The sequence below is a fragment of the Cytobacillus sp. ABV4_503 genome, from assembly GCF_056158445.1.
This window is the reverse complement of the sequence record NZ_JBSWTH010000001.1, coordinates 2,701,716-2,725,302: the sequence shown is the minus strand read 5'-3', so window position 1 is coordinate 2,725,302 and position 23,587 is coordinate 2,701,716. Positions and strand designations below refer to the sequence as shown.

General features: G+C 38.3%; 13 protein-coding genes. 7 read left to right on the top strand and 6 right to left on the bottom strand.

Annotation, left to right across the window (positions count from 1 at the left end):
• Positions 1-69: 69 nt before the first annotated feature.
• From ACXAD1_RS13610 to ACXAD1_RS13590, 5 genes are all read right to left on the bottom strand, one after another.
• Positions 70-1,113 (bottom strand): GIY-YIG nuclease family protein, encoded by a 1,044-nt coding sequence (locus tag ACXAD1_RS13610; protein WP_474910321.1) that lies wholly within the window; start codon positions 1,111-1,113, stop codon positions 70-72.
• A 301-nt stretch (positions 1,114-1,414) separates the two neighbouring features.
• Positions 1,415-2,824, bottom strand: coding sequence for a 3'-5' exonuclease (locus ACXAD1_RS13605; protein ID WP_474910320.1), 1,410 nt, complete (start codon positions 2,822-2,824; stop codon positions 1,415-1,417).
• Between the two features lie 2 nt (positions 2,825-2,826).
• Positions 2,827-3,021: a hypothetical protein gene (locus ACXAD1_RS13600; protein ID WP_474910319.1), complete on the bottom strand. Its 195-nt coding sequence runs from the start codon at positions 3,019-3,021 to the stop codon at positions 2,827-2,829.
• Positions 3,018-5,645: a PD-(D/E)XK nuclease family protein gene (locus ACXAD1_RS13595; protein ID WP_474910318.1), complete on the bottom strand. Its 2,628-nt coding sequence runs from the start codon at positions 5,643-5,645 to the stop codon at positions 3,018-3,020. The genes ACXAD1_RS13600 and ACXAD1_RS13595 overlap by 4 nt, the downstream gene beginning before the upstream one ends.
• Positions 5,642-8,707: a UvrD-helicase domain-containing protein gene (locus ACXAD1_RS13590; RefSeq protein WP_474910317.1), complete on the bottom strand. Its 3,066-nt coding sequence runs from the start codon at positions 8,705-8,707 to the stop codon at positions 5,642-5,644. Before ACXAD1_RS13590 ends, ACXAD1_RS13595 begins: the two co-directional genes overlap by 4 nt.
• A 303-nt stretch (positions 8,708-9,010) precedes the next feature.
• Between ACXAD1_RS13590 and ACXAD1_RS13585 the strand changes: the two genes are divergently transcribed.
• Genes ACXAD1_RS13585 through ACXAD1_RS13570 form a run of 4 tightly spaced genes read left to right on the top strand, consistent with a single transcriptional unit; the run spans position 9,011 to position 15,984 of the window.
• Positions 9,011-10,489: an ATP-binding protein gene (locus ACXAD1_RS13585; RefSeq protein WP_474910316.1), complete on the top strand. Its 1,479-nt coding sequence runs from the start codon at positions 9,011-9,013 to the stop codon at positions 10,487-10,489.
• The gene (locus ACXAD1_RS13580) at positions 10,476-13,121 is read left to right on the top strand and encodes a Z1 domain-containing protein (protein WP_474910315.1); all 2,646 of its coding nucleotides are present in this window, start codon (positions 10,476-10,478) and stop codon (positions 13,119-13,121) included. The genes ACXAD1_RS13585 and ACXAD1_RS13580 overlap by 14 nt, the downstream gene beginning before the upstream one ends.
• Before the next feature lie 25 nt (positions 13,122-13,146).
• Positions 13,147-14,169 carry a PD-(D/E)XK motif protein gene (locus ACXAD1_RS13575; protein WP_474910314.1) on the top strand — a complete coding sequence of 341 codons (1,023 nt, stop codon included), beginning with the start codon at positions 13,147-13,149 and terminating at the stop codon, positions 14,167-14,169.
• Positions 14,170-14,172: 3 nt separating this feature from the next.
• Positions 14,173-15,984, top strand: coding sequence for an AIPR family protein (locus ACXAD1_RS13570; RefSeq protein ID WP_474910313.1), 1,812 nt, complete (start codon positions 14,173-14,175; stop codon positions 15,982-15,984).
• 12 nt (positions 15,985-15,996) lie between these two features.
• On the opposite strand, the gene ACXAD1_RS13565 is transcribed toward ACXAD1_RS13570, so the two are convergent.
• A complete protein-coding gene (locus ACXAD1_RS13565) occupies positions 15,997-16,443 on the bottom strand; it encodes a very short patch repair endonuclease (protein ID WP_474910312.1) in 447 nt (148 codons plus the stop codon).
• A 190-nt stretch (positions 16,444-16,633) separates the two neighbouring features.
• Here ACXAD1_RS13565 and ACXAD1_RS13560 point away from each other — a divergent pair, with 190 nt between their 5' ends.
• The 3 genes from ACXAD1_RS13560 (at position 16,634) to ACXAD1_RS13550 (ending at position 23,585) form a co-directional block, all read left to right on the top strand.
• A complete protein-coding gene (locus ACXAD1_RS13560; protein WP_474910311.1) occupies positions 16,634-18,361 on the top strand; it encodes a DNA cytosine methyltransferase in 1,728 nt (575 codons plus the stop codon).
• 1,744 nt (positions 18,362-20,105) lie between these two features.
• Positions 20,106-21,659, top strand: a complete 1,554-nt coding sequence (locus ACXAD1_RS13555) for a DEAD/DEAH box helicase (protein WP_474910310.1) — start codon at positions 20,106-20,108, stop codon at positions 21,657-21,659.
• Positions 21,660-21,698: 39 nt separating this feature from the next.
• Positions 21,699-23,585: an ATP-binding protein gene (locus ACXAD1_RS13550; protein ID WP_474910309.1), complete on the top strand. Its 1,887-nt coding sequence runs from the start codon at positions 21,699-21,701 to the stop codon at positions 23,583-23,585.
• Positions 23,586-23,587: the final 2 nt, after the last annotated feature.

Genomic DNA, 23,587 nt, shown 5'->3' with positions numbered 1-23,587 from the left:
CCCATCACTTCTGCGTGATTTCTATGGCAAAACGGCACCGATGGAGAGGTGAAAAATAAGAACAGCCCCTTATTCATGATAAATAGGGGGCTGGAAGTGTTGAAGGTTACTTAGTAAATTCTTTAGTGTCAGATCCAGGGTGGAATGATTCTCAGGGTCCAGCCAGTTTTCTGGAATGATGAGATAAGAGCAGCTGCCGCTGTTTAAATAACGGTAAATAATATGCGCTTCATCGATTTCATGTCTGCTAACGTCTCCGGCTGCATTTGCTTCATTTTGTTTAAAATAAGCTAAAATGTTCGTTTTTATTTTTTCCTCTATGTTGCCTGCTACTGCATAGTTGTGGCTGAACAGAATCTCCGTCCTTTTAATAAGTAAAAGTTTAATCGTTGAATCTGTTAATCTTTCGATAGCGACGATATTATGATTTTCTTCGGTGAATTCGATCACTTTTTCTTTTCTTAACAGGGAGCGTACTGCCTGTATATGATCCCGATAGGCGGAGGCCGCTTCAAAATCAAATGCTTCAGAGGCGTTCAACATCATTTGATTCATGTCCTCAAGAATACTCATGTCAGTGCCTTTCAGAAAACCGATAAACCTGTCCAGAATGTCATTGTACTGCTGTTCCGCAGGTCCCCCAAGGCACCGGCCAATGCATGAGCCTAAGGAATAATTCAGGCAAGCAGAGTTCGTTCCGATGGGATTGCTGCACTTCAACTTAAAGCATTCCTTTAACCCCCGGAGAGCTCTTTCCACATTGCTTCGGCTTGTAAAAGGGCCAAAATAAATCTTGCCGTCATTCTCATTGGGGTTATAGGCAATATCAATCTTACGGTGCCTGCCGGTAAGGCTGATCGAGATATAAATGAATGACTGCGGACTCTTCATCATTCGATTATAGAGCGGCTTAATGTTTTGAATTAATTGGCATTCAAGCATAAAAGCCTCGAATTCGGTATCTGTCAGGATATAGTCAAAATCCCTTAAGTGTTTGACCAGCTTTTTAATCTTTGGAGAATGATTTTTAGAGTTCCGGAAGTAAGACTGAACCCGATTCTTTAGATTTTTCGCCTTCCCGACATACAGAATTTGACCCTGCGAATCCTTCATCAGATATACACCTGGAGTTAAGGGCAGGTTTTTCACCTTATCTGGGAGATTAATAGACATTCATTCCTTTACTAGAAAATATATTTAGTATTTTATCATGGGATGGGATTTGGCAGCTATTTCTCTGATTTGGGTATTGGCATGATATGTACTGCTTGCCTTTTTGTAATGCGGAGTTCTCGTGCTGTTAAAATATTTTAGTGTATAAAAATACTACAAAGAGTGGAACAGGAGAAGTGTGGAAATGAGAAATTTCGAAATTTACAAAACCCTGCGCAAAAGGCGCAGGGTTTTAAAAGGCTTAAATTATAACCTTATCATAATAATCTTCATTAAGTTCGTTCACTAAAGTATGTCGATCACCATATGTAAATATGTGCAGCAACTGCATAGCCCTTGACATGCCAACATACAGCAGACGGCGTTCCATATCCCAGTCAAAGTCATCACCTAGACGTTCTTGTGTGGGAGGATCGACTAAATCAGTGATTAAAACATACTTAAATTCCAATCCTTTGGCAGTATGTAATGTAGTCAGTTTAACCCCCGGCTCAAGATGCGTTCCAATTTTGTCTGGATCATCTTTTTTTGAAGGAGATTTGATATATTGATATTTTATACGCTCTTTATCCAGGAATTTTGCTATTTTTTTCATATGGTCTTTATTGCGAACTAAAATACCAATAGCAGCGTTAGGATCTTCTTTTTGAAAAAGCCTGATTCCTTCTGCTAATGCTTTATTCTGACTCTCAGAGCCTTGGGTGAAATATATTTTAGGTGTAGGTCCTTGTGAAGCTGGCAAGTCTGGGCGAGTAAATTCTTCATCCTTTGAAATTTCATCCCGTTCTTGTATGCTATATGCCAGCTCCATGATTTGCTTAGTTGAACGATAAGAATTACGCAAGACTTTTGTACGGCCGCCTTTGATATTTAATCCAACACTTTCCCATGTAAAAGAAGTGGTATAGATTTTCTGTCCCTTATCAGCACCTACAATACATGACTTGCGTGCGATATGGGATAGCACCATTAAATTAACTTTAGTTAAATCTTGTGCTTCATCAATAAAAACATGATCGAATTTTGATTCATCCTTAATTTTGTTAAGGTTGCGTGACATTTGAAGGCCAAAATCATCAAAGTCAACCCGGTAATCCAGTTCTTTTTCATAGGCTTCGAATATTTTAAACATTACTTTGCGGTCATCAGAAGAAAGCCTGACCTTACCGCCTCGGCCTTTCCGCGGAGCCTTGTCATACTTATCAAATTCACATATATCGGAACCTTTTATCCAGCTGATTTCTTCTTCTATAAAACTTGTAAGGTCTTTGTTATTCACTAAGCGATGGTCTGGATATTCCTTCCTTACGCCATCGATTGCTTTACTGATTAATTGCTGCGGATATTTCTCCAAATAGTACTTCTTTCTAAAGGTTTTAAAATAATTTTTCATCGCCCATGAATGAAAGGTTATGACAGTTAAGTTTGGCAAATCGTATTCCTCTAGCTGCTTCTGGGCAGAAGCAGCCAATGGATTCCCGTAGGAAAATACAGCTACGGTCTCATTTGGGTTCTTTTCTGCAACATCACGTGCTTTCGAAAGCAAAATTAATGTTTTTCCGCTCCCGGCAATTCCTCTTATTAATAGCTGAGATCCTGAATATTTTATGATTTCTTCCTGCTGTGAAGAAAAGTTTATCTTTTTTTTCATTTTTATAAATCACCCCAAAATTCATCTTCATTCGTAAGTTCTAATGGTGTTTCATATGAAGCGGATGCTTCTTTAATAACGGCAATATCTTTAAGAATTAATCTATTAAAATGCTCCAAATCAATTTTTGCCTCTGTTGCATCCTGCTGAACAGATTGCCAGTTCACACTTACTTGCTTCCAGAAAGATAGATTCATAGCTGTTTTTCCTCCTTCCGCAAGTCCACAGAATAAACAGCTTCACGGCAATACTCAATGTGAGGGCAGAACCGACATTCATAGCCTGGTTTTGCGGTTAGGGAAGACTGGTTTTCATCCACTAGTTCTTCAATTATTTTTGGATAGGCTGCTTCAGTTTTATCAAATAACTCATTCCTAAATTTCTTAGTGAATCCAGGGAATTGAAAGTTCTTCCTTGTTTCGGTATAAGAATGATCTTCAATAACATGCGTTTTCTTGCCTAAACTATTAGGTACATATTGAAAAGATTTCTCTGCTGAAACACGCTTTTTAAAATTTAGCCACTGCGGAAAGAGAGGGCTTACCTCCTGCAGCACTGTTTCAAAATCAGCCTTGGTGCCTTGACCTGCAGCACGAATAATCTCAGAGAAAAGAAACTGATGTATAAAATCGCTGGCAAATGACGGATACTCATCTGCGATATAGCTGTAATAAAATCGTTTCGGACATAATTCATATTCAGCAAGAAAGTCTATAAAACCTAATGTTTTCCAGACTTCAGCCATTTCTTCCTGTTTGACCTTCTCTAATGAAAAATCATATGGCTTATAAGTAATTTCATTTTCTGCAGAAGATGGTGTATATTCTTTTGGTATTATTCCTAGCTGTTTAATATAAAGTGCAGGCTGAAGTTCGTGCTGATCTAAAATATTTTTAATCCATGACAGTTTGACATTTTCTGATCGTAAATTAAGCGCGATGAAAAATAAATAACGGGAAATGGACTTAATGGCACGGCTCCTGATAGTATGTAGCTCCAAAGCAATATGATGCTCACTCATCTGTTCAAATGTTTCAGCCTGCAGCGGCCAAGGCACACTCGGTGAACCGAACGGCAAGGAATTCTCATCAAGTCCGGTTATATATATTGGCAGATTATCAGGCTTAAACATTTCCCCATCAATTTCAACAAAATCATTGATATAATTTATATCCTTATCGTCAAGCTTGCCGCTCAAATAAAAATGCAGGGCTGTTTGCAAATCATCATATAAAAACTCTGACCTATCATGAATTTGATCCAGCTTCTTTTCAAGCTCTTTAATTAATATTTTTTCATTTTCATTAGCAATTAAAGAGGCTCCTTTTCCATGTTTGTTCAAAATGTCCCTTAAGCGCTCGAAGTGCAAGTCAATTTTAGCTGAAGCAGAATGTTCAAATAATAACTCTGACATTTGCTTAATATTTACTAAAAATATTTTTATCTGTTTAATGCGGTCCAGAGGTAATGCGAAATGGCTGAGTTTTGCAAAAGGACTCCGCATGCTCCTTACAATTCTATTTTCTTGGGCAATTGGAAAAGCTTCTTCAATCGTTAATCCTTGTTCAATTAGCTTTTCTAATCTATCTATCCATGCAGATGCAGGACCTGCACCTTGTAGGTAAGGAAAAAGCTGCTCCAGGTCAAAAGTGTAATTTTGTGCATTTTCTTTTGTTGACTCATCATACAGCCAGCCGGATGAAAACAGCTCCATTACGATATCCTTTGTTAAAAGAAGCTGTCCCTTATCATAAATCTGATGAAGGCTAACTAAAAAACGTCCTATGGGATAAGACAAAAAATTACGCTTTTTACTATTCAATTCAGGATAATATGACATTAGTAGTTCATTTAACTGCTGTGCATTCGGCGAAATTATCTTTATTTCATCATCTGTAACTTCACTAATAGGATGGTCCCGGCTTTCTTTAATAGGGTAATAGGGAAGAATAACATCCTGTAAAAAGTCAAAGAAAGATGGATATCCGATAATTGTTTCTTTTGTTTTAAGCTGGTGGATCTGGTTGCTTTCATATGCTTCTAAAAATGTATGTGCTGCTGTTGTTGACGCAGCGCTTAAAGAATTATCATAAATCCATTCTTCGGGAGAGGGCCAGCCAAATCGGTCAGTTACAAAAGCCTTTATAAAATCAAAAGTCTCCGTATATCGCGAATCATAGTAATGGAAAAAAGTCATCCGAATATCCTGATTACGTATAATTTCAAATATAATCTGCTGTTCTGGCGTAACAAAATAGAATCCATGCAGCACAATGTGCAGATCGTCTGTTATATTAATTTCAGCATCTTTATTTAATGATTTAATGACTTTTTGAAGCCTTTCTTTTGTGATAGGCTTTCGTAAATCTTTATAATGTTTTTGGGATGCAGCATCTATCTGAGTAAACTTTTCCCATATTCTTTTAAACACATGTTCTTTTGCTGTCTTGAGCCAGCTGTCGTTTAATAAATGCGGCCATGAATTTGCCTCAATCAAGAACCGAATGCTCTCTAAAACATCCATTGTATTTTTTCGGAATGCTTGCTTTAGTTCAGGCTCAGTATCCTTTAATTCTGCAATTATTTTAGATAAGCTCAAATATTGCTGGAATTTTGTCTCAGGACTGTACCATGATCTGTACAAAGCTTTAATAAATTTGCGAAAGGAATAGACATGTTTTAGATCTTCCCCGTAACAGGCTATAATACCGTTTTTCTGATTATCAGCTGCACAAATGTGAATTGCATTCGGAAAGGATTCATAAAGCGGGTGATCTGCCCATTCCTTAGGCTGTGAATACGTATGGACTTCTACGCTCATTTAGACTCCTCCAATCCTGCTGGCAATCCGCCTTGAGATAAGATAAATGCCCAAGATTCATTCGGGATTTTGTGTAATTTCGGCATAGTGATATAAATACGCTGTTCAGCTCGAGTAAGCGCAACATATAATAGTCGAGTTTCTTCTTTAAATTGCTCTTGATCTTCATAAGTTTTCAAAGTTTCAAAGTAATTATTCTTATATACAGCATATTTTGGCTTGTCCTTAACTTTGATTTGCCAGCCGAATTTTCTTTTGCCTGCCTGTCTTGTGTTCTCAGATGATTCTTCTAAAAAGTACTGCTGTTCGACAGCATTGAATGGACTATTGGTTATTGGCAAGAAAACTGAATGATATTCAAGTCCTTTTGAACGATGGACAGTTGTAATTTCAACTTGAGCCGTGTCCTGGTCAAGCAAAGGTTCATTTTCAGTGCGATTTGTACTGATTTGAAGCTGCAGCCAATCCCGCAATGTTTGAAGTGTGAGATGCTGAGCAGAAAAGCTGCGCTCAATTAATATCATGAGGTGCTGCAAGTTTTTCCCATACCGCAATACACTTAGCTTGATGTTTTCTTGAGCAGGGCCATTGTCAACATTACTGTTTAGCATTGTCTGTTTTATATTTTCAGGGAGCCTTGCAAATAACTGGTTTTCAAAGATAATCTTTTGAATGACTGTCATGGGTGCCAGATTGCGCAATAAGTTCACATACTTCTTAAACTGATCACTTGTTTTTGCATGAATAAAAGATGAGATACGCTTTTTATTACCGCTAAACTGGACAAGCAGATGATATGGAATTTTATAGCCAAAATATGGCGTTTCCAGGGCATTTATTAAAAATTTTGGTTCATTAGGGTATAAAAGACCATCCAATAAAGCTTTTAAATCAAGAACAGGTTTACTGGTAAAAAACGTACCGTCCAAATTTTCAGTTGTCAGTATGTTTTTAGATTCGCAGAATTCTTTAATTCGCTTAGCCTGACGATTTGTACGGACGATAAAGGCAATTTTGTCTTTTTTAGAAGGGAGCGATGCTAATGCTTTTTCGAAATCCTCCTCATAATTTAAAGAAACATTCCAGTCATCATTTTGGAATTCTGTCTCCTTATTGCTCAGCAAACGGTCTGATTTTTCATACTTCAGCCATCCACGATCATTCCAGCTTTTAAATAAAGGATGCATTTTATTTAAAAGCTGACCGGAACTCCGATAATTTAACTGTAATTCGGTTTTCACATATTTAATTCCTTTGGTCGTATCTTCCAGTTCCTGGAACGACTTATAGTCAGCTCCGCGAAACCTGTAAATAGCCTGTTTTATATCGCCAACAACAAATAGCTTATATTGCAAAAATTTCTGCAGGCTGGCTAACAGTTCTATTTGCACAGCATCACTATCCTGGAACTCATCAACAAAGATGTAACGGTCTTTTGAGAGCTGTTTCAATTTATCCCTGCTGCCGGTAAACAGTTTTAGTTTGCGGATTAAATCTCCCATTGTAATCGAATTTTCTGCGTACTTTAATTCATCAAGCATTGCCTCACAACGATTGAAAATAAATTGCAAGATTTCGTGTATAATAGTGGCATCTTTTCCAGTAACAGCCCCCCAGTCTATGTTCTGTATTTCCTCAGTTGATAAGCCTTTTTTCTCCATCTCTTCCCACATTGCATACACCAGATCGATAAATTCATAGTCTTTTATTCTGGTTTGTAAGAAAGGTTCAACGGAACGGCCGGAAAAAAACTGATCCAATAATTCATGAATGATGGATTTCTTCGCAAATTTATAGCTTCGAAGCTGGACATTTTGACCATATCCTATTTCATGCGCCAGCTGCTTTAAGATTGCGCGGGCAAATGAATGTATTGTACTAATTTGCATGTCTTTAACTTCTTCTGCAAACATCAAAAATTGTGACTGTCTTGTTAAATGAAATAGGGTAATAAACTTTTCTTCTAACCGTTTTTTCATTTCGTTTGTTGAAGCATTTGTAAAGGTAATCATGATAATTTGCTCTAAGGGAACACCGCCGTTTAACAGTAAAAACAAAATACGGTCGATCATGACATGTGTCTTACCTGTACCAGCTCCTGCAGTAATCATTTGATGAGAATCGATAGGCTGATGAATGACTTTGAACTGGCCGGTATTAAAAGAAGGAAATTGTGCAGCCAGTTCTGTTAGTAGTGATTCAGATATATTTTCTCCATCGATAAAGCATCCAGAGTCTAAGGAAGTTTTATCAGTCAGCACACCCTTATAAATATTTAACTGAAAAGAATCAATGTATTGATCGGCATCTTTAATCGCTGAAAGTTGTATATCAGTAAAAATAAGTAAGTACACCTTAGTCCCATTCTGCAGTGCCTGCGTGATATCTTGTTTATATGTTTCAAAATCATCCCTTGTCTGCAAAATATAAGTATGTGAAAACGGCAGATGGGACTTCAATTTAGGTTGATTAGCCCCTTGCTTGTAAATGCCTAGTGCTTGTGAAATTTTTTTGAATTCCAAATTAGACAAATTTCCCTTTACCTCTTTAAGATAAGAGGATTGCATTTTCTTCAGAAGATGATTTAAATCCGTAAAATCTTCTTTAAATAAAGGTAAAGGGGAATTGATTTGTTTATGAAAACCTCGTTCCTGCCATTCTTTCTCTGATACGTATGGAAGAGCAACAAAAACCCGCTTGCTTAAACGGCGATAAAGAATTGGGTTTTCTTCTAAAAAGCTGCAAAGCATATTGAGCTGATTTTCAGCCTGCTCAAAAGGGCTGCTTTGATCTTCATAAAAATCTTTATAGGACCATTGATGCCCCTCTATTCCCTTAAGCTGATTAATATTAATTCCTTTGACTTCGATTACACAAACTCCCAGCTGTGGGTGGACAATTAATATATCAATCTCTCGCCGTCCGGCACCATTTGAAAAAAACATTGGATAATGGTGGATAGCAATAGCAGATTGCTCCTCAAAAGCACGTGTAATAGCTTTCCATACATCGAGCTCCGCCTTTAAACCAGGTGCATCCGTCAATGAAGTAGGTATAAACATTTGATAGTTCCTTTCTGATAAAACTATGTAATTTGAACAATATCCTTTTATATGTTATTAGAATAATTTCTATTTTACAGATAGTTACAGATTATTAAAAGACATAATAGGCAAAAAGACTAGTAGTCTTGCGAACCCTAATGATTTTTTGATCGGTAAATGCTTATAATAAATTATGAAAACATAAAAAGTTTGATTGGATTTTTAATCTGTAAATATAAGTAAATCCCCATCTCTACCTATTTATATATTAAATTTTTGTTATAATTGTTACAAACCTAGTAATGAAACGGAGTTATTCGAATGGAAACAGTACTGACGAGACCTTCTGCGGCGCCTGTTATTCAAGCGCTTCGTTCGATTGGATATAATGCAAATACAGCGATTGCTGATTTAGTTGACAATAGCCTGGATGCCAGGGCAGTTAAAATACATATTAATTTCGCCTATGGTGAAAGTGATGGGATGATTACAATTTCTGATAATGGCACGGGCATGGATGAAGAGATGCTTCAGACAGCCATGAATATTGGGTCCAAGGATCCGAGAGCAAAAAGGGGAGCGAATGAACTCGGACGATTTGGGATGGGTTTAAAGACAGCATCCTTTTCGCTGGGGAAACGGTTAAGTGTTCTGTCCAAAAAGGATGGAGTTTATAACGAAAGATGCTGGGACCTGGATCATGTATCAGAATGCAATGAATGGCAGCTTTTCACCAGGATACCGGAAGAAGTAAAAGCTAAAATGGGTGACATTGGATCTGAAAGCGGAACGATTGTCTGCATTGATAAGCTTGACCGCTTTATGGGTTATGGCGGAAAACGCAAGCTGAAAGAAACCAGCTTCTATAATAAAGTGGCCCGGATTAATAGACATCTCGAATTTGTATTCCATTCTATTCTTGAAAAGAGTGAAGTGGAGATGTTCATTAACGGAAAGGATATTGTGCCATGGGATCCTTTCATGCGGTATCATCCAAATACCATGGAAGGCGAAATGCAGATGCTTAGGATTAATGAAAACCGAATTAAAGTACAGTACTTTATTTTGCCGCATGCTTCTCATTTAACAGAGCCGGAATACAAGAAGGCGGGCGGGTATAAAGGCTGGCGTGATCACCAGGGATTATATATATACCGGGAGAATCGCCTTCTATACTTCGGAGACTGGATGGGTCTATTCCCGAAGGATGCAGCCTCACAGCTTGCCAGGGTGCGCATTGATCTTCCGAATGCTGCGGACTCTGACTGGCAAGTGGATATCAAAAAGTCAGGCATTAACCTGCCGGAAGATGCAAAAAGAAGATTGGAGGCCATTTCCTCCATTGCACGTAAAGTCTCAAGAGATATTTTCTATTTCCGCACCCAGCCGGGTGCAAGGAATCCTTCCATAAAAGGCAGCCTGAATACATGGGAACAGTCAGGAAGCGAGGATGGCCCGCAGTTTATTTTGAACCGAAATCATCCGATCCTTTCTGAACTGCTTAAAAATCTGGATGATGAAAATGCAAAGCTATTAAACTTGTACCTTAAATTTATTCAGCTTGGCTCGCCAAGCAATATTATAGATTCTCCAAAGGTACCGGAAGAGGAAGTGCAGGAGGTGCCGGAAAGCCAGAAAGAGCTGGTTATCCAATTTGCTTCTTCCATGCTGAAGCTGAATGTGGCTGACAATGAAGAACAGCTGTTTAACATTCTTTTGACCCAGCCGGCCTTTGACGGCCTAAACCGAGCAACCTTAAAAGCAATCACAACGGAGGCGAATTTGATTGTCAGCAATTGATAATAAGAGCCTGTTCGAACAGGCCTTTACGAATAACTATTATATGTTAAAAGCCCACTCTGCAAATTCTGAGGAAGCTGCAGAAAAAGCACTTGAATTAGCGAGAGTATTGGCATCTGGGTTTGGTCCAGTTGATGATGCACAATTCCAAAAATGGTCTCTTGAAATGTTCATGAAATATAAAATTGGCTTGGAGGTTCCCAAGGATTATGTCATGAGGAACTCGAAAGAAAAAAGCTGGTTTGAGCCTAAAATGGCAGCAAGCGGTTTTTTCTGGACCAGGTACCGCAGATATCTGTCCGAAGCAAAAAATTGGCCGCTTGAGGCAGTTACCGCCATTGATGAAACAACCAATCAGATTATGGCTTCGATTGGAAATCCAAAGTCCATGGAGCCATTCGATAAGCGCGGCCTTGTATTGGGTTATGTTCAGTCTGGTAAAACAGCCAATTTCACTGGCTTGATCAATAAGGCTTACGATGTTGGCTATAAACTAATCATAGTTCTGTCTGGAATACATAATGACCTAAGAGCCCAGACGCAGATCCGCTTGAATGAAGAGGTAATCGGGAACCGGACAGATAAGGATGGCAATCCAATCGGAGTAGCACAAATTTATGCAAATACAGCTGAGCATATCATCTCCTCCTGGACAACAGAAGTAAATGATATCAAGTCCAGCCAAAGAGGAACCAGTAACCTGAATTCGCCGACCTTGATGGTTGTAAAGAAAAACAAAACGGTTCTTGAATCCCTCAGGGACCAGTTAATCAATCACCGTGATTTATATAATCTGGATATCCCTGTCTTAATTGTTGATGATGAGGCTGACCAGGCATCCGTTGACACCTCCAATCCGGATAAAAGTGAAGACCCAAGAACCATCAATCGTCTGATCAGGCAAATCCTTGAGGTATTTAAGCGAAAAGCTTTTGTTGGCTATACAGCAACTCCTTTCGCTAACCTTCTAATCAGCAAAGAAGGAAGAACAGAGGAAGAAGGGGATGACCTATATCCTAAAGATTTCCTTGTCGGCCTGCCAAAGCCGAAGGAATATTGCGGACCAGAAGAATACTTCAATGTGGAAGAGGATGCTGAAGATACTCGCCCAAGTCTGATCCGCCATTTGCGCCAGGAAGACCTTGAGGTATTTACAACAATTAAAAAGAAATCTGATGCAGATAAGTTCGAAGAAGTGCCTCCGCAAATGCGTGAAGCGATGCTGGAATTCCTGCTTGTGATTGCTATCCGCAATCTGAGAGGGCAAAGAAAGAAGCATAATTCGATGCTCATTCATACATCACGCTTCAAGGACGTTCAGTCAAGCGTGAAAGATGAAGTGTCGCGTACCTTTGATGCCATCTCAAAACAGCTTCAGTATAATCCTGAAAGCAGTGTGATTGCAGAGCTGCAGGAGCTTTATGAAAATGATATCCTTCCAACTAGCAGGGATTGGCCAAATGAAAACCACCCGGAATTCAGCTGGGATGAAGTATATGAAGAAATGAGAAAATGCTGTGAGACGATTCAGGTTTTCGAAATTAACGGTAACAGCCGGGATGCTTTGGATTACCACCAATATAAAGAAGATGGCCTGAATGTAATAGCCGTAGGTGGAGACAAATTATCCCGCGGCCTTACACTGGAAGGCTTAAGCATCACCTATTACTTCCGCAACACGCTTATGTATGACACGCTCATGCAGATGGGGCGCTGGTTTGGTTATAGGAAGGGGTATATGGATCTTTGCCGCATCTATACATCAGATGAGATTGCTTCGAATTTTGAACATCTGGCCATTGCGATGATTCAGCTGCGCCAGGAATTCGACCGGCTTGCTGCAATGAAAAAAACGCCTTCTGAATATGCCGTTAAGATGCTGAGCCATCCAACGATGAAACTTACAAGCCCGCTGAAAATGAGAAATGCAGTATCTTCTAATGTGATTTATGCAGGTACCCTTCAGCAGACAAGGCTTTTTGATCCAAGTGAAGAAGTCATTAAAGGAAATATGGATGCCACTGTCAAGCTGGTAAATAAGCTTCCTTTAGAAAAGACAACTTACAGAAGAACCAACTTTTATGCAGCATCTGGCGTGAATTCAGACATGATTAAAGAATATCTGTCAGAATATCAGACTGCTGACAGCAATATCGTTAATTCTGTTTTAATAGCCGATTATATTGACCGTGTGAATAAAGAGGGAGAGCTGACGGATTGGACAGTAGCAGTAGTAGAAGGGGATCCTTCAGCAGCTTCTGGACTATCGGATTATCCTGTTGAATTAGGGAAGATCCATTTGAAATCGGCAGCGGCACTTGGTAAGAAGGTGAAAGCGCCTGAGAGCAAGGATCAAATCAGAGACATTGGGGCCATTGTGTCTCCTAACCACGAATATATGGATCTTGATTATGAAGAAATTAAAGGAATCAATGACCGTACAGAGAAACGCAGAATGCGTGACAAGGAAAAAGGGTTAATGCTAATTTATCCTCTTCATCCAGAAGTGCCGATCTTTAACAGTCTGGATTCCGGATTTTCGTCAAAAATGGTTCCTATTGGAATTGCATTCTCTTTTCCCGGGACTGAAATTGACGATACAAATGTCTACCAGACTAATAAAACAGTCTAAATAACTTTATTTAAGGAGAGTAGCTGTGTTGAACCTAAAAATAGAGTTTGAACAAATGATCAAAGAGCTTAAGAGCCAGGACGATAGTGAGGTATATAAACTGAATGTCCTGACTTACGAGAGCCCTGTCATGTTTGCAGGAATCGATCCTGCGAATCATCACCGCCAGCTATATATTGACCTGGGCACGGAGGCATGGGACGATAATCAGGAAAAAGCACTCCCGAAATGGCGGGGCATGTCTGTCAAAGTGGAATACTTTGAGAAGCTTTTCCTATTAAAACAGCATTACTTCCTTGTGATCCGGCAAGAGGATGAACAAAGCTCGGAAATTTTCGATGTTGTCCTCCAGAATCTTGCTGAACATTTAGTGGCTGAAAAGGAAGAATCTCTGTTTTCGACTGTATATAAAGTACTTGATCGATGGAGGACTTTCTTTCAGCGCGGCGGATTTAAACGGCTTTCTGATGAACAGCAGCGGGGGCTATTTGGGGAATTATGGTTTATCAATGAATGGCTGGACAAGCACCCAGGCCAGCCCCCTCTCATTATTGAGCAATGGGAAGGGCCGACCAAGGGGCGGATTGACTTCAAAGGTTCCAGGTGCGGGCTTGAAATCAAGACAGTGATTGATAAAATATCCAAAACCATTAAAATATCAAATGAGAACCAGCTTAAGTTAAGTGAAGCCGTTTCTTCAATTTATCTATATGTCTGCTTTCTTGAACAAAGCAGGACACATGGCATGAGCCTCCAGGAGCTGGCCGGACAGGTCCGGGCCAAGCTTGCTGAACGATCTGAACGAATCGCCCTTATTTATAGTGATTTGATGACGGATCTTGGTTTTAGAGAAGAAGAATATGGCGATACCTTGTTTTTTACAGAAAAAACAGAGGTTTACGAAGCTGGGGAAGATTTCCCCCGTCTTTTGAAGGAACATCTGCCGAAGGGAATTTCCCATGTAAGTTATAATATTGATCTGACTCATTGTTCCGAATATGAGAAAGATCCAGAAACCATATACCAAATGTTTAGGGTGGAAGGGTAAAAGATGATAGAAACTAGACAAAGAAAAGAATTTCTCCTCGATTTCATGGAGGAGCTGGAAGAAAAAGCGATAAAAACAGGTAGCTATCAGGTTCCATTTCTGGAAAAAATGATTTCCTTTATGGACAGGCCGGATGATCCGGAAATCCTGATCCCACCTTATAAGGATACGGGAAAAAACATTGCCGTAAATGCCTATTCTTTTGATGACGAAAATCATGTATTAGATTTGTTTGTGGCTGATTATAATTTTGAGCAGAATGAGGAAGATCTGCTTTCTATCAACATGACTGCTGTTTCAGAAATCGCCAATCGGGCGAAGCGTTTTGTCACAAATGCCAAGTCCCTTCTTCAAACAATTGACCATTCTCTGGAAGCTTATGATCTTGCTAAAGTCATTGATGAAGAGATAGATAGCTTAAACGAGATTAATATTTTTGTAGTGACAAACATGTACTATGCTTCAAATAAGCCGGTAGAAATAACAATTCCTGGCATTGAAACCGTGAATGTTCAAGTATGGGATATTGACCGTGTTCAGCAGCTGATCACATCTGAGCAGGCTATTGAGACAGATTACATTGATTTTGAGAGAGATTACGGTGAATCATTTGAAATGATGTTTGTTCCTGACCCTTCTAGCGGTGTAAAGGAATTTGACTGTTATGTAGGCTATATTTCAGCTGAGCTTCTTGCTAAAGCCTATGACGAATGGGGCCAAAAGCTTGTTGAGCGAAATGTTCGTTCATTCCTTCAGGCAAGGGGCGGAACCAACAAAGGCATTCGTGATACGCTAAAAGATCCATTCCAGCGGAAAATGTTTGTCGCCTATAACAACGGCATTTCAACTGTAGCCCGTACAGGTGACTTTGAGCCTGTAAAAGATGGGGTTAATCAATATAAAATCAAAGGACTCAGCGGCTGGCAAATTGTCAATGGCGGCCAGACAACGGCTTCCATCCACAAGGCTTATAAGGATGGAATCAGTCTAAAGGATGTCTACGTCCAGGCAAAACTGACAATCCTTCAGGTTAATGAATTCGTTTCAAAGGATCAGCACCTGCTGGAAGATGAAATGATCTCCCGAATTTCACAATATGCCAATACGCAAAATAAGATCAATAAATCTGATCTATTAGCCAATACACGATTCATGTCTGATCTGGAGAAATTCTCACGCAATATCTGGATTCCGGCAAAAGACGGAAGAAGACCAGAAAGCAAATGGTACTTTGAGCGAGCCAGAGGCCAGTATATGGTGGACATCAACCGCCGCAAGCGAGGCAAAGAGCAGACCGATTTCAAGAAGCAGTATCCGAAAGATAAGGTCCTTACAAAAGTAGATCTGGCAAAATACTTCATGTCATGGGAAGGCTACCCTTATGTTTCAAGTAAGGGTGGAGAGGAAGCGTTCAAAAAGTTCATGGATCTGAATAAGTCCTTCTGGAGCGGCAGCACCCAGGATAAGATTACTCTATCCGTGTATCAGAAATTAATTGCCAGAGCCATCATTAATCAGCGGGTACAAGAAATCGTAGATGAAATGAAGCTGAGAGGCTACAAGGCAAATGTCATTTACTATACAGTGGCAATGCTTCACTATCTGTACAGCGAGCCAATTGATTTGGTTGGTGTATGGGAAGAACAATCTCTATCAGAAAAATGGGATGATATTATCCGTATCATTGCAGATAAGACTTTGTCCTATCTCAAAGAATCTGCCGGAGAGCGAAATGTTACACAGTGGGCGAAGCAGGAAGCTTGCTGGATTCAATACAAAGAAACTTGCTCACAGGAGCTGAAAAACTTAATTTAACTGAAAAACACCCTAATCTTCTGACAAAGATTCAGGGTGTTTTTCCTTTAAAACTGCATTGGTTTTAATAAAATCCGCGATGGAGTCAACTGCAGCATCAAAATCCTTTTTGAACTCATGCTCCCAGATGCGCAACACTTTCCAACCGTTTTCCAGATAATATTGATTCACTTCCTGATCCCGGCTGACATTGCGGTCCAGTTTTTTTGTCCAATACTCTTGGTTGGATTTTGGCATATTCCCGTGAATTGGGCAGCAATGCCAAAAACAGGAGTCTATAAAGATGACGATTTTATATTTCTTTATGGAGATATCCGGTTTGCCGAACATTTTCGCATTTTTACGGAACCGAAAGCCTTTCCTCCAGAGAGCCTTGGTGATGGCATTTTCCAGCATGGACTGAGACTTAATGGCTTTCATGTTTTTGGATCGCTGTTCTTTTGTTATTTTTTCAGGCATGGAATCACGTCCGGTTTTGAGTTTATATTGGAATCTTACCCAGGAGTGCCGAACATTACACCATTTGACATTAATCGTACAAAAATAATTATGTTATAATTGAAAAGTTGACTAAAACAATTGAGCGAACGAATGTTCTTGTTTAAAATATAGATAGAAAGATTACTTCTAATAGAAGTGAGGTTTTAAGATGGAGAAACTTAAAGTAATGGATCTTTTTGCAGGGGCAGGCGGCCTCAGCAGCGGCTTTGAACAGACCGGGAAATTCAAAGTGAAAGTCGCTGTCGAAATCAATGAGAACGCAAGAAAAACCTACGAAATGAACCATGAAGACGTTATTTTACATAAAGATATTACGAAACTTAAGTATGTAAATGACGATGGAGAAAAGATTGATGAATTCCGAGATATTGATGTGGTAATTGGCGGCCCTCCATGCCAGGGATTTTCCAATGCTAACCGTCAGCAGAATACCCTTATCTCATCGAATAATCAGCTTGTAAAAGAATATCTGCGTGCAATTGAAGAGATTCGTCCGAAAGCTTTTGTAATGGAGAATGTAAGGACGATGGAATCGGAGAAACATAAGTTCTTTCTAAATGAGAGTGACGAAGCTGAACTCGTTAAACTGGGAATCGAACCTGGAGAAGAACATATTAAAATCGGAAAAAGCAATTCCTACTCTGATAAATTAAGAGATTTCCTTCTGAATGCTTACACAGAGGGTTTAGACTTAACACCATTCATGATAAATAAGGACTTAATGTCCAAATTAACTACACTTCTAAAACATGCTAAAAAGCAGTCAAGCAAAGATTTGTTAAACTTCATACAGAAAGAAACAAACCAGAAATATTTTATAAAGATAGTAAACCAGCATTGGCTTGATCAGCACCACGATTACTGGGACAGCCTGTATCAATTAGACTGGGCAGATCTAGGCGAAACATTGAAAAATCTAATGGACGGAAATGTTCAAGAGAATAGCTCATATAAAGAAAAACTTGAGAATATCATTGAAGCACAAAAGGTCATTTATAAGATTTCAGAAGTTATTGATAATAAAGTTAAATTATTTGATATCCAGCTGAAACAGCATGATATTGAAATCACAATAAAATCGTTCAATGTGTTTAACTATATAAAAAGAAAGCTGGCTAACTTAGGCTATGTTTTTAATGAAGACAAGTATATTTTCAATGCTGCTCAATACGGTGTTGCACAGGAAAGACGAAGATTAATTCTGATGGGCATCAGAAAAGACTGTTTGAAAACCGAGGCGGTAGTTACACCAGAGCCTTTATTTCAAAGCAGAGACGAGTACAACAAAATCTATGATGCGATTGGTGACTTAGAGAACATTTCGCCGGAAGTTGACGTAAAAAAAGATGAAATGTATAAGGATTCTAATCGTCCATTAATTAGCAGTCCATTAAATGCATACCTTAACAACAGTGATAAAGTCTATAATCATGTAAGAACTGAAACTCGTGAGGTAGCTTTAAAAAGATTTCAGTCTCTAAAAGAAGGACAAAACTTTCATGATTTGGACGAGTCGTTAAAAACTACCTATACAGATCATAGCAGAACACAGAATACTATCTACAGAAGACTTGCATATAATGAGCCTTCAGATACTGTGCTAAATGCACGAAAATCGATGTGGGTTCATCCGGCTAAGGATCGAGCTATAAGCATAAGGGAGGCTGCCAGGCTGCAGTCGTTTCAGGATTCTTACAGATTCTTTGGACCTAAGGATTCACAATATCAGCAAATTGGAAACGCGGTTCCTCCGTTGCTTGGGAGGGCGGTTGCTGAGGGGCTGTTGGAGTCTTTAGGTATTAAAGTTGAGTGGAAAATGAAGGATATTTTATTTGAAGGAGAAAAAGCTACAAATACTATTAAAGTAATGAGCTGAAATAAAAGATATGTGAAATTTTTTAGCTGTGTCCAATGGATGCAGCTTTTGTTTATAAATATCATTGTATTTTTTTAACACTTTTTCAAATAGTATATGAAAAAGGGGGTTTCTATTTGCGAGCTCCTTGACAGGCTCTAAATGCTTTGCTACGCCTGGGGCATCTTGCAGAAAAAGATATGGCCAACATTGCTCGGGAAGATGAAAATAACATAGGGGCCTGTCCCTAGGTCTGATAAATTGTTTACATACTGGAAACATGTCCCACACACTAATTAATCGATTCATTTACTTTTCAAACAATACGGATACCCGTATTTATTAAACAGATCTCCGTGTTATTATTCATACTAATTTAATTATTTTAAATTTTAATCAACCTAACCCTTGGCAGCACAATTTTGTACAAAAGGAGAGGGCACACAAGGTAGAAGCTTCATCTGCTGTTTTGTTGGTTCATAATATTTGGACATAGAGAAAAAAAGCCTTTCCATCATGCGATGAAAGGCTTTTTGTATGTAATCACTCTTTCGTAAGAACAGAAGGAACTTCATCGGTGACTCTTTGAGCTTCCTGCATTTATTTAGCGGAAAGTGCCGTAGCTATCAGGTGAAACACTTCAACAATATGGTAGTCTTTGAATCCCTGCTCCAAGGCAATATTTGTCCATTGTATAATAAACTTATAGGTACAGATGCTTGCAGCTACAAATGGCCAAAGACTTAGAAAATAGGAAATTTAACTGCATTATTAAGCTTACTTTAACTGTTGAGGGATAACTTGGTTGGGGCTCAGCAAGTCGATGAATATTTCCTCTGCTGTTATTGTTCTTGACCATAGGGACAGGATATAATTGTGTCATGTGGTGGTTTATTCGCAATCAAAGAAGGATGGGGAATTTAGAATTACTATAAAGTGTAATTTTTTTCTAAATTAAATAAAATGAACATTTTGTGAATTAGAAGGTATTTACTCCTATTTAAGCGTATCTATTATAAAGATATGGGAGGGTAATATGAAAAATTATGGTAATAAAATACAACCACGCTGTGCAGGTTGCAAGGAACTTTTTTGGGAGGAAGATTTAGTCCATACAGACAAAATGTTTGATCAGATCCAGCACATAGAATGCTTTAATTTTAAAGCACAATACATTAAAAGGACTGGTACATTTGCTGAGATTGTTAGTGGGCATCCTGAGTATAATAAAATCTTCCTAGTAATTAATCGAAGTAGTCTATTTCTTCATTAATCAACCTATGTAAAATTCTAATCTATGAAATTAAGTATTTATATTAATAAGCTTAGCTTCAATAGTTTTATGTAATTAGGTTATTTATTTGCTAAACATAAGAAAAACTAGTCTTTGACGAATTCTAAATACTTTAAAAATCGTTAGTTTTTTCGTTAAAAGGTTAATAACCGTATAAAGTTAAAATAATAGAAGGATATAACTAATATTGAATAAAAAGAAATTGAAAAGTTGGAAAAAGCCCTTTAATTGAAGGGCTTTTTTGCTTGGTCTAAAGATGATATACAAAATTAATTAAGATGGTTTTACAGAAATGTATATTAATGGTTGAAGGTGTGTATTTGCACTGGTAAAATGTAACTATAATAGATGTATATTGGCTAATATTGTTAACAATTTTATTTTTTTGGAGGTAATAATATAATTCGACTTGATTTAATTTTATACCGTTTAGATGAAGTGGCTTTCGAAGAGATATTAGGAAACCAAACTATGAGAATACTAAGAACATTAAATGACAATAGTATATCAACTAGGGAATTACGAGAGTTAATTTCTGAGTCTTTTAGTCCAGAAACCTTTTTATTAGAGAAAAAATATCGGGCTGTTATTTTCGATTTGCTTAAAATTAAAGAGGCGGAATTATTAGCAACCTTATTAAATATTTCATTCGAGTCTACCAGTGAACTTTACGAAAAACTAAAGAAAAAGACTTTTACACGAGGCTCCAGAATTGAGGAAAAGCTATTCCGTTTTTTCAATCTATATGTTCCCCCAATTGAAACTGTAAAAGAAGTACCAAGTCAATCTGTAGCTGAAGGAAAATACCAACTATTTACTCATCAACGGAGAGCCGCAAGAAAAGCTAAGCTTCATCTTGAAAATGATCCGTATCGAGTTCTCTTACATATGCCGACAGGTGCTGGCAAAACAAGAACAGCCATGAACATTATTGCTGACCATCTTAGGTCTAATGAACCAACTGTTGTGGTTTGGCTAGCTGCCAGTGAAGAATTGTGTGAGCAAGCAACAAATGAATTTGCTAAAGCATGGAGCCACTTAGGAAACCGAGAATTAAGTATTCACCGTTTTTGGGGAAACCAAACTTTAAATTTAAATAGTATTAAAGATGGATTCATTGTAGCGGGGTTGCCTAAGATGGTCAGCGCTATATCAAAAATTGAGGGTATCGACTTTATTAGTAAACTAGCAAATAAATGTTCATTAGTAATTATGGATGAAGCACATCAAGCTATTGCTCCAACTTATAGTAGAGTATTAAATGCATTGTTTTATATAGGAAAGCAAGGGGGAAAAGCATTATTAGGGTTGAGTGCTACTCCAGGAAGAACATGGAATGATATAGAAGCAGATAAGGAACTAGCTAGGTTTTTTAATAAAAGAAAAGTAACTTTACAGGTTGAGGGATATGTCAATCCGGTAGACTACTTGATAAATGAAGGATATCTTGCTAAAGCAACATATTTTCAACTGATCCATAACAGTAATAGTTTGTTAGAAGAAGAGTTGGAAGATATTACAGAGGGTATTGATATTCCTTTAAAAGTTTTAAATAAATTAGGTCAGGATGAACAAAGGAATATAAAAATTATTCATGCTGCTGAAGACTTATTATCAAGGCATAAAAGAATTATATTGTTTGCACCTTCTGTTGAAAGTTCTAACTTAATTTCATTTGTTTTACGATCAAGGGGGCACCAAGCAGTTTCATTAACTGGAAAGTCAAGTGAACTCCACAGGAAAAAATTCATTGAGGAATTTAAGTCTGATGACGACCAAGCAAGAATACTATGCAATTATGGAGTCTTAACTACAGGGTTTGATGCTCCTAAAACAAGTGCTGCTTTAATCGGACGACCAACGACATCATTAGTTTTATATAGTCAAATGGTCGGGCGTGCAATTAGGGGGCATCTTGCCGGAGGAAATAAAGAGGCAGAAATTGTGACAATTATTGATAAAAACCTCCCGGGTTTTAAAGATGTCGCCGAAGCTTTTGAAAATTGGGATGATGTTTGGGAATAGTCTTAAATCGATATTATATGAAAAGAGGAGAAAACGCATATGAGAAGAGAACCTCTTGTTTCGGAGTCTCTAGATACTAAAAAAATTAATGAACTTTCCTATGTACCTCCACATTTAGCTATAGAGGCTATGAGAGATAATGGTTATAGAAATACAGCCTTTGCAATAGCTGAATTAATTGATAATTCCATTCAAGCTGATGCTAGAAATGTGGAGCTATTATGCGCAGAAAAGGAAGTCCAGCATTCAACGAGAAGGGCGATGCGTGTAGAAGAAATTGCAATCCTTGATGATGGTGTCGGCATGACAGAAGAGGTATTAAAAATGTCTCTCCAATTTGGAAATGGTACAAGACTTTCCCGTGATAAAAGAACAGGCATTGGTAGATTTGGAATGGGATTGCCTGCATCGTCAATATCACAATGTAAGAGAGTAGACGTGTGGAGCTGGACGAATGGTGTAGAAAATGCAATGCACATTTACCTGGATGTAGAAGAAATAAAGTCTGGAAAAAGCAGTATAATGCCAACACCTGATTCTACTCCTGTTCCGCAAATATGGAGGGATACAGGAAAAGTATTTAGGAATTCTGGAACTCTCGTTGTATGGAGCAATCTGGATAGACTTATGTGGAGTAAAGGTAAAACCATTATTGATAATTCTGAATTACTTATTGGTCGTATGTATCGTAAGTTCCTGAGTAAGGAAGCACTCAAAATTCGCCTAGCTGTATTCGATATTGAAAAAACATTTTCTAGCGGATTTTCAATTGACAAGTTAGCCTTACCAAATGATCCCTGTTATTTAATTGATAAAACTAGCTGTCCAGAGCCATTTGATAAGGAAGCCATGTTCCAACCATTAGGTGGCTGGGAAAGTTACGAAGCAAAATATACTGTTGAATATGGTGGACAACTGCATGATATCTTTATTCGTATGTCGTATGCGAAAGATGCTGCGCGTATTTCTAATAATGCAGGGGCCTTACCACATGGTAAACATGCTCAAAAGAATATAGGGGTATCAGTAGTTAGGGCAGAAAGAGAATTAGAGATGGATCAAACTCTTGTACTCCAATACGATCCTACTGAACGTTGGTGGGGTATCGAAGTAGAATTTCCACCTTCTCTAGATGAAGCCATGGGAGTTACAAATAATAAACAGTCCGCAAGAAACTTTTCAGAGATATTAGATATATCTAGAAATGTTGAAGAGATGATGAAGCGTTCTAAAAAAACATTTGATGAAATTAAAACGGAGTTAGAAGAAGAAAGTGATCCGAGGGCACCACTTCTTGAAATAGGTGTATTCATTGATAGACAATTAACAACTATAAGAGAATTGTTAAATCAACAAACAAAAGGTATAAGAACAAAAGAAGAATCAAAGCGACATATAGAAATAGATCGTAGTCCAGAAAAGAAGGCTACCGAGATTACGATTGAACGTAAGGAACGAGGTTTTTCTGGGGAAAGCGATCGTGGAGATACGAAGCCTGCGGAGGAAAGGCAGGAAGATATAAAAACCGATTTAATAGAATTTGGGGTAGAACCTGAAGTAGCAGAACGTCTAGCTGTGCGTACAGTTTCTAATAACCTTAAATATACATTTGCTAAATCACCATTTGAGAGTGATGCGTTCTTTAGCGTTACACCGCGTGGAGGTAATATTAATATTGTATTAAATACACGTCACGAAGCATATACACATTTACTTGAAGTTTTAGAAAAAAACGAATTTGATGAAAGTGAACCAAGTAAATTAAAGGAGCGGCTTGAAAAAGCATCAGATGGTTTGCGCCTGCTGCTAATGGCTTGGGCACGCTATGAAGATGAATTACCTGCGGGGTCTAAAGAGTTTGCACGAGAAACTAGACAAGATTGGGGACGGATCTCAAAAAGGTTCCTGCGAGAAGCGGATTGTTAAAC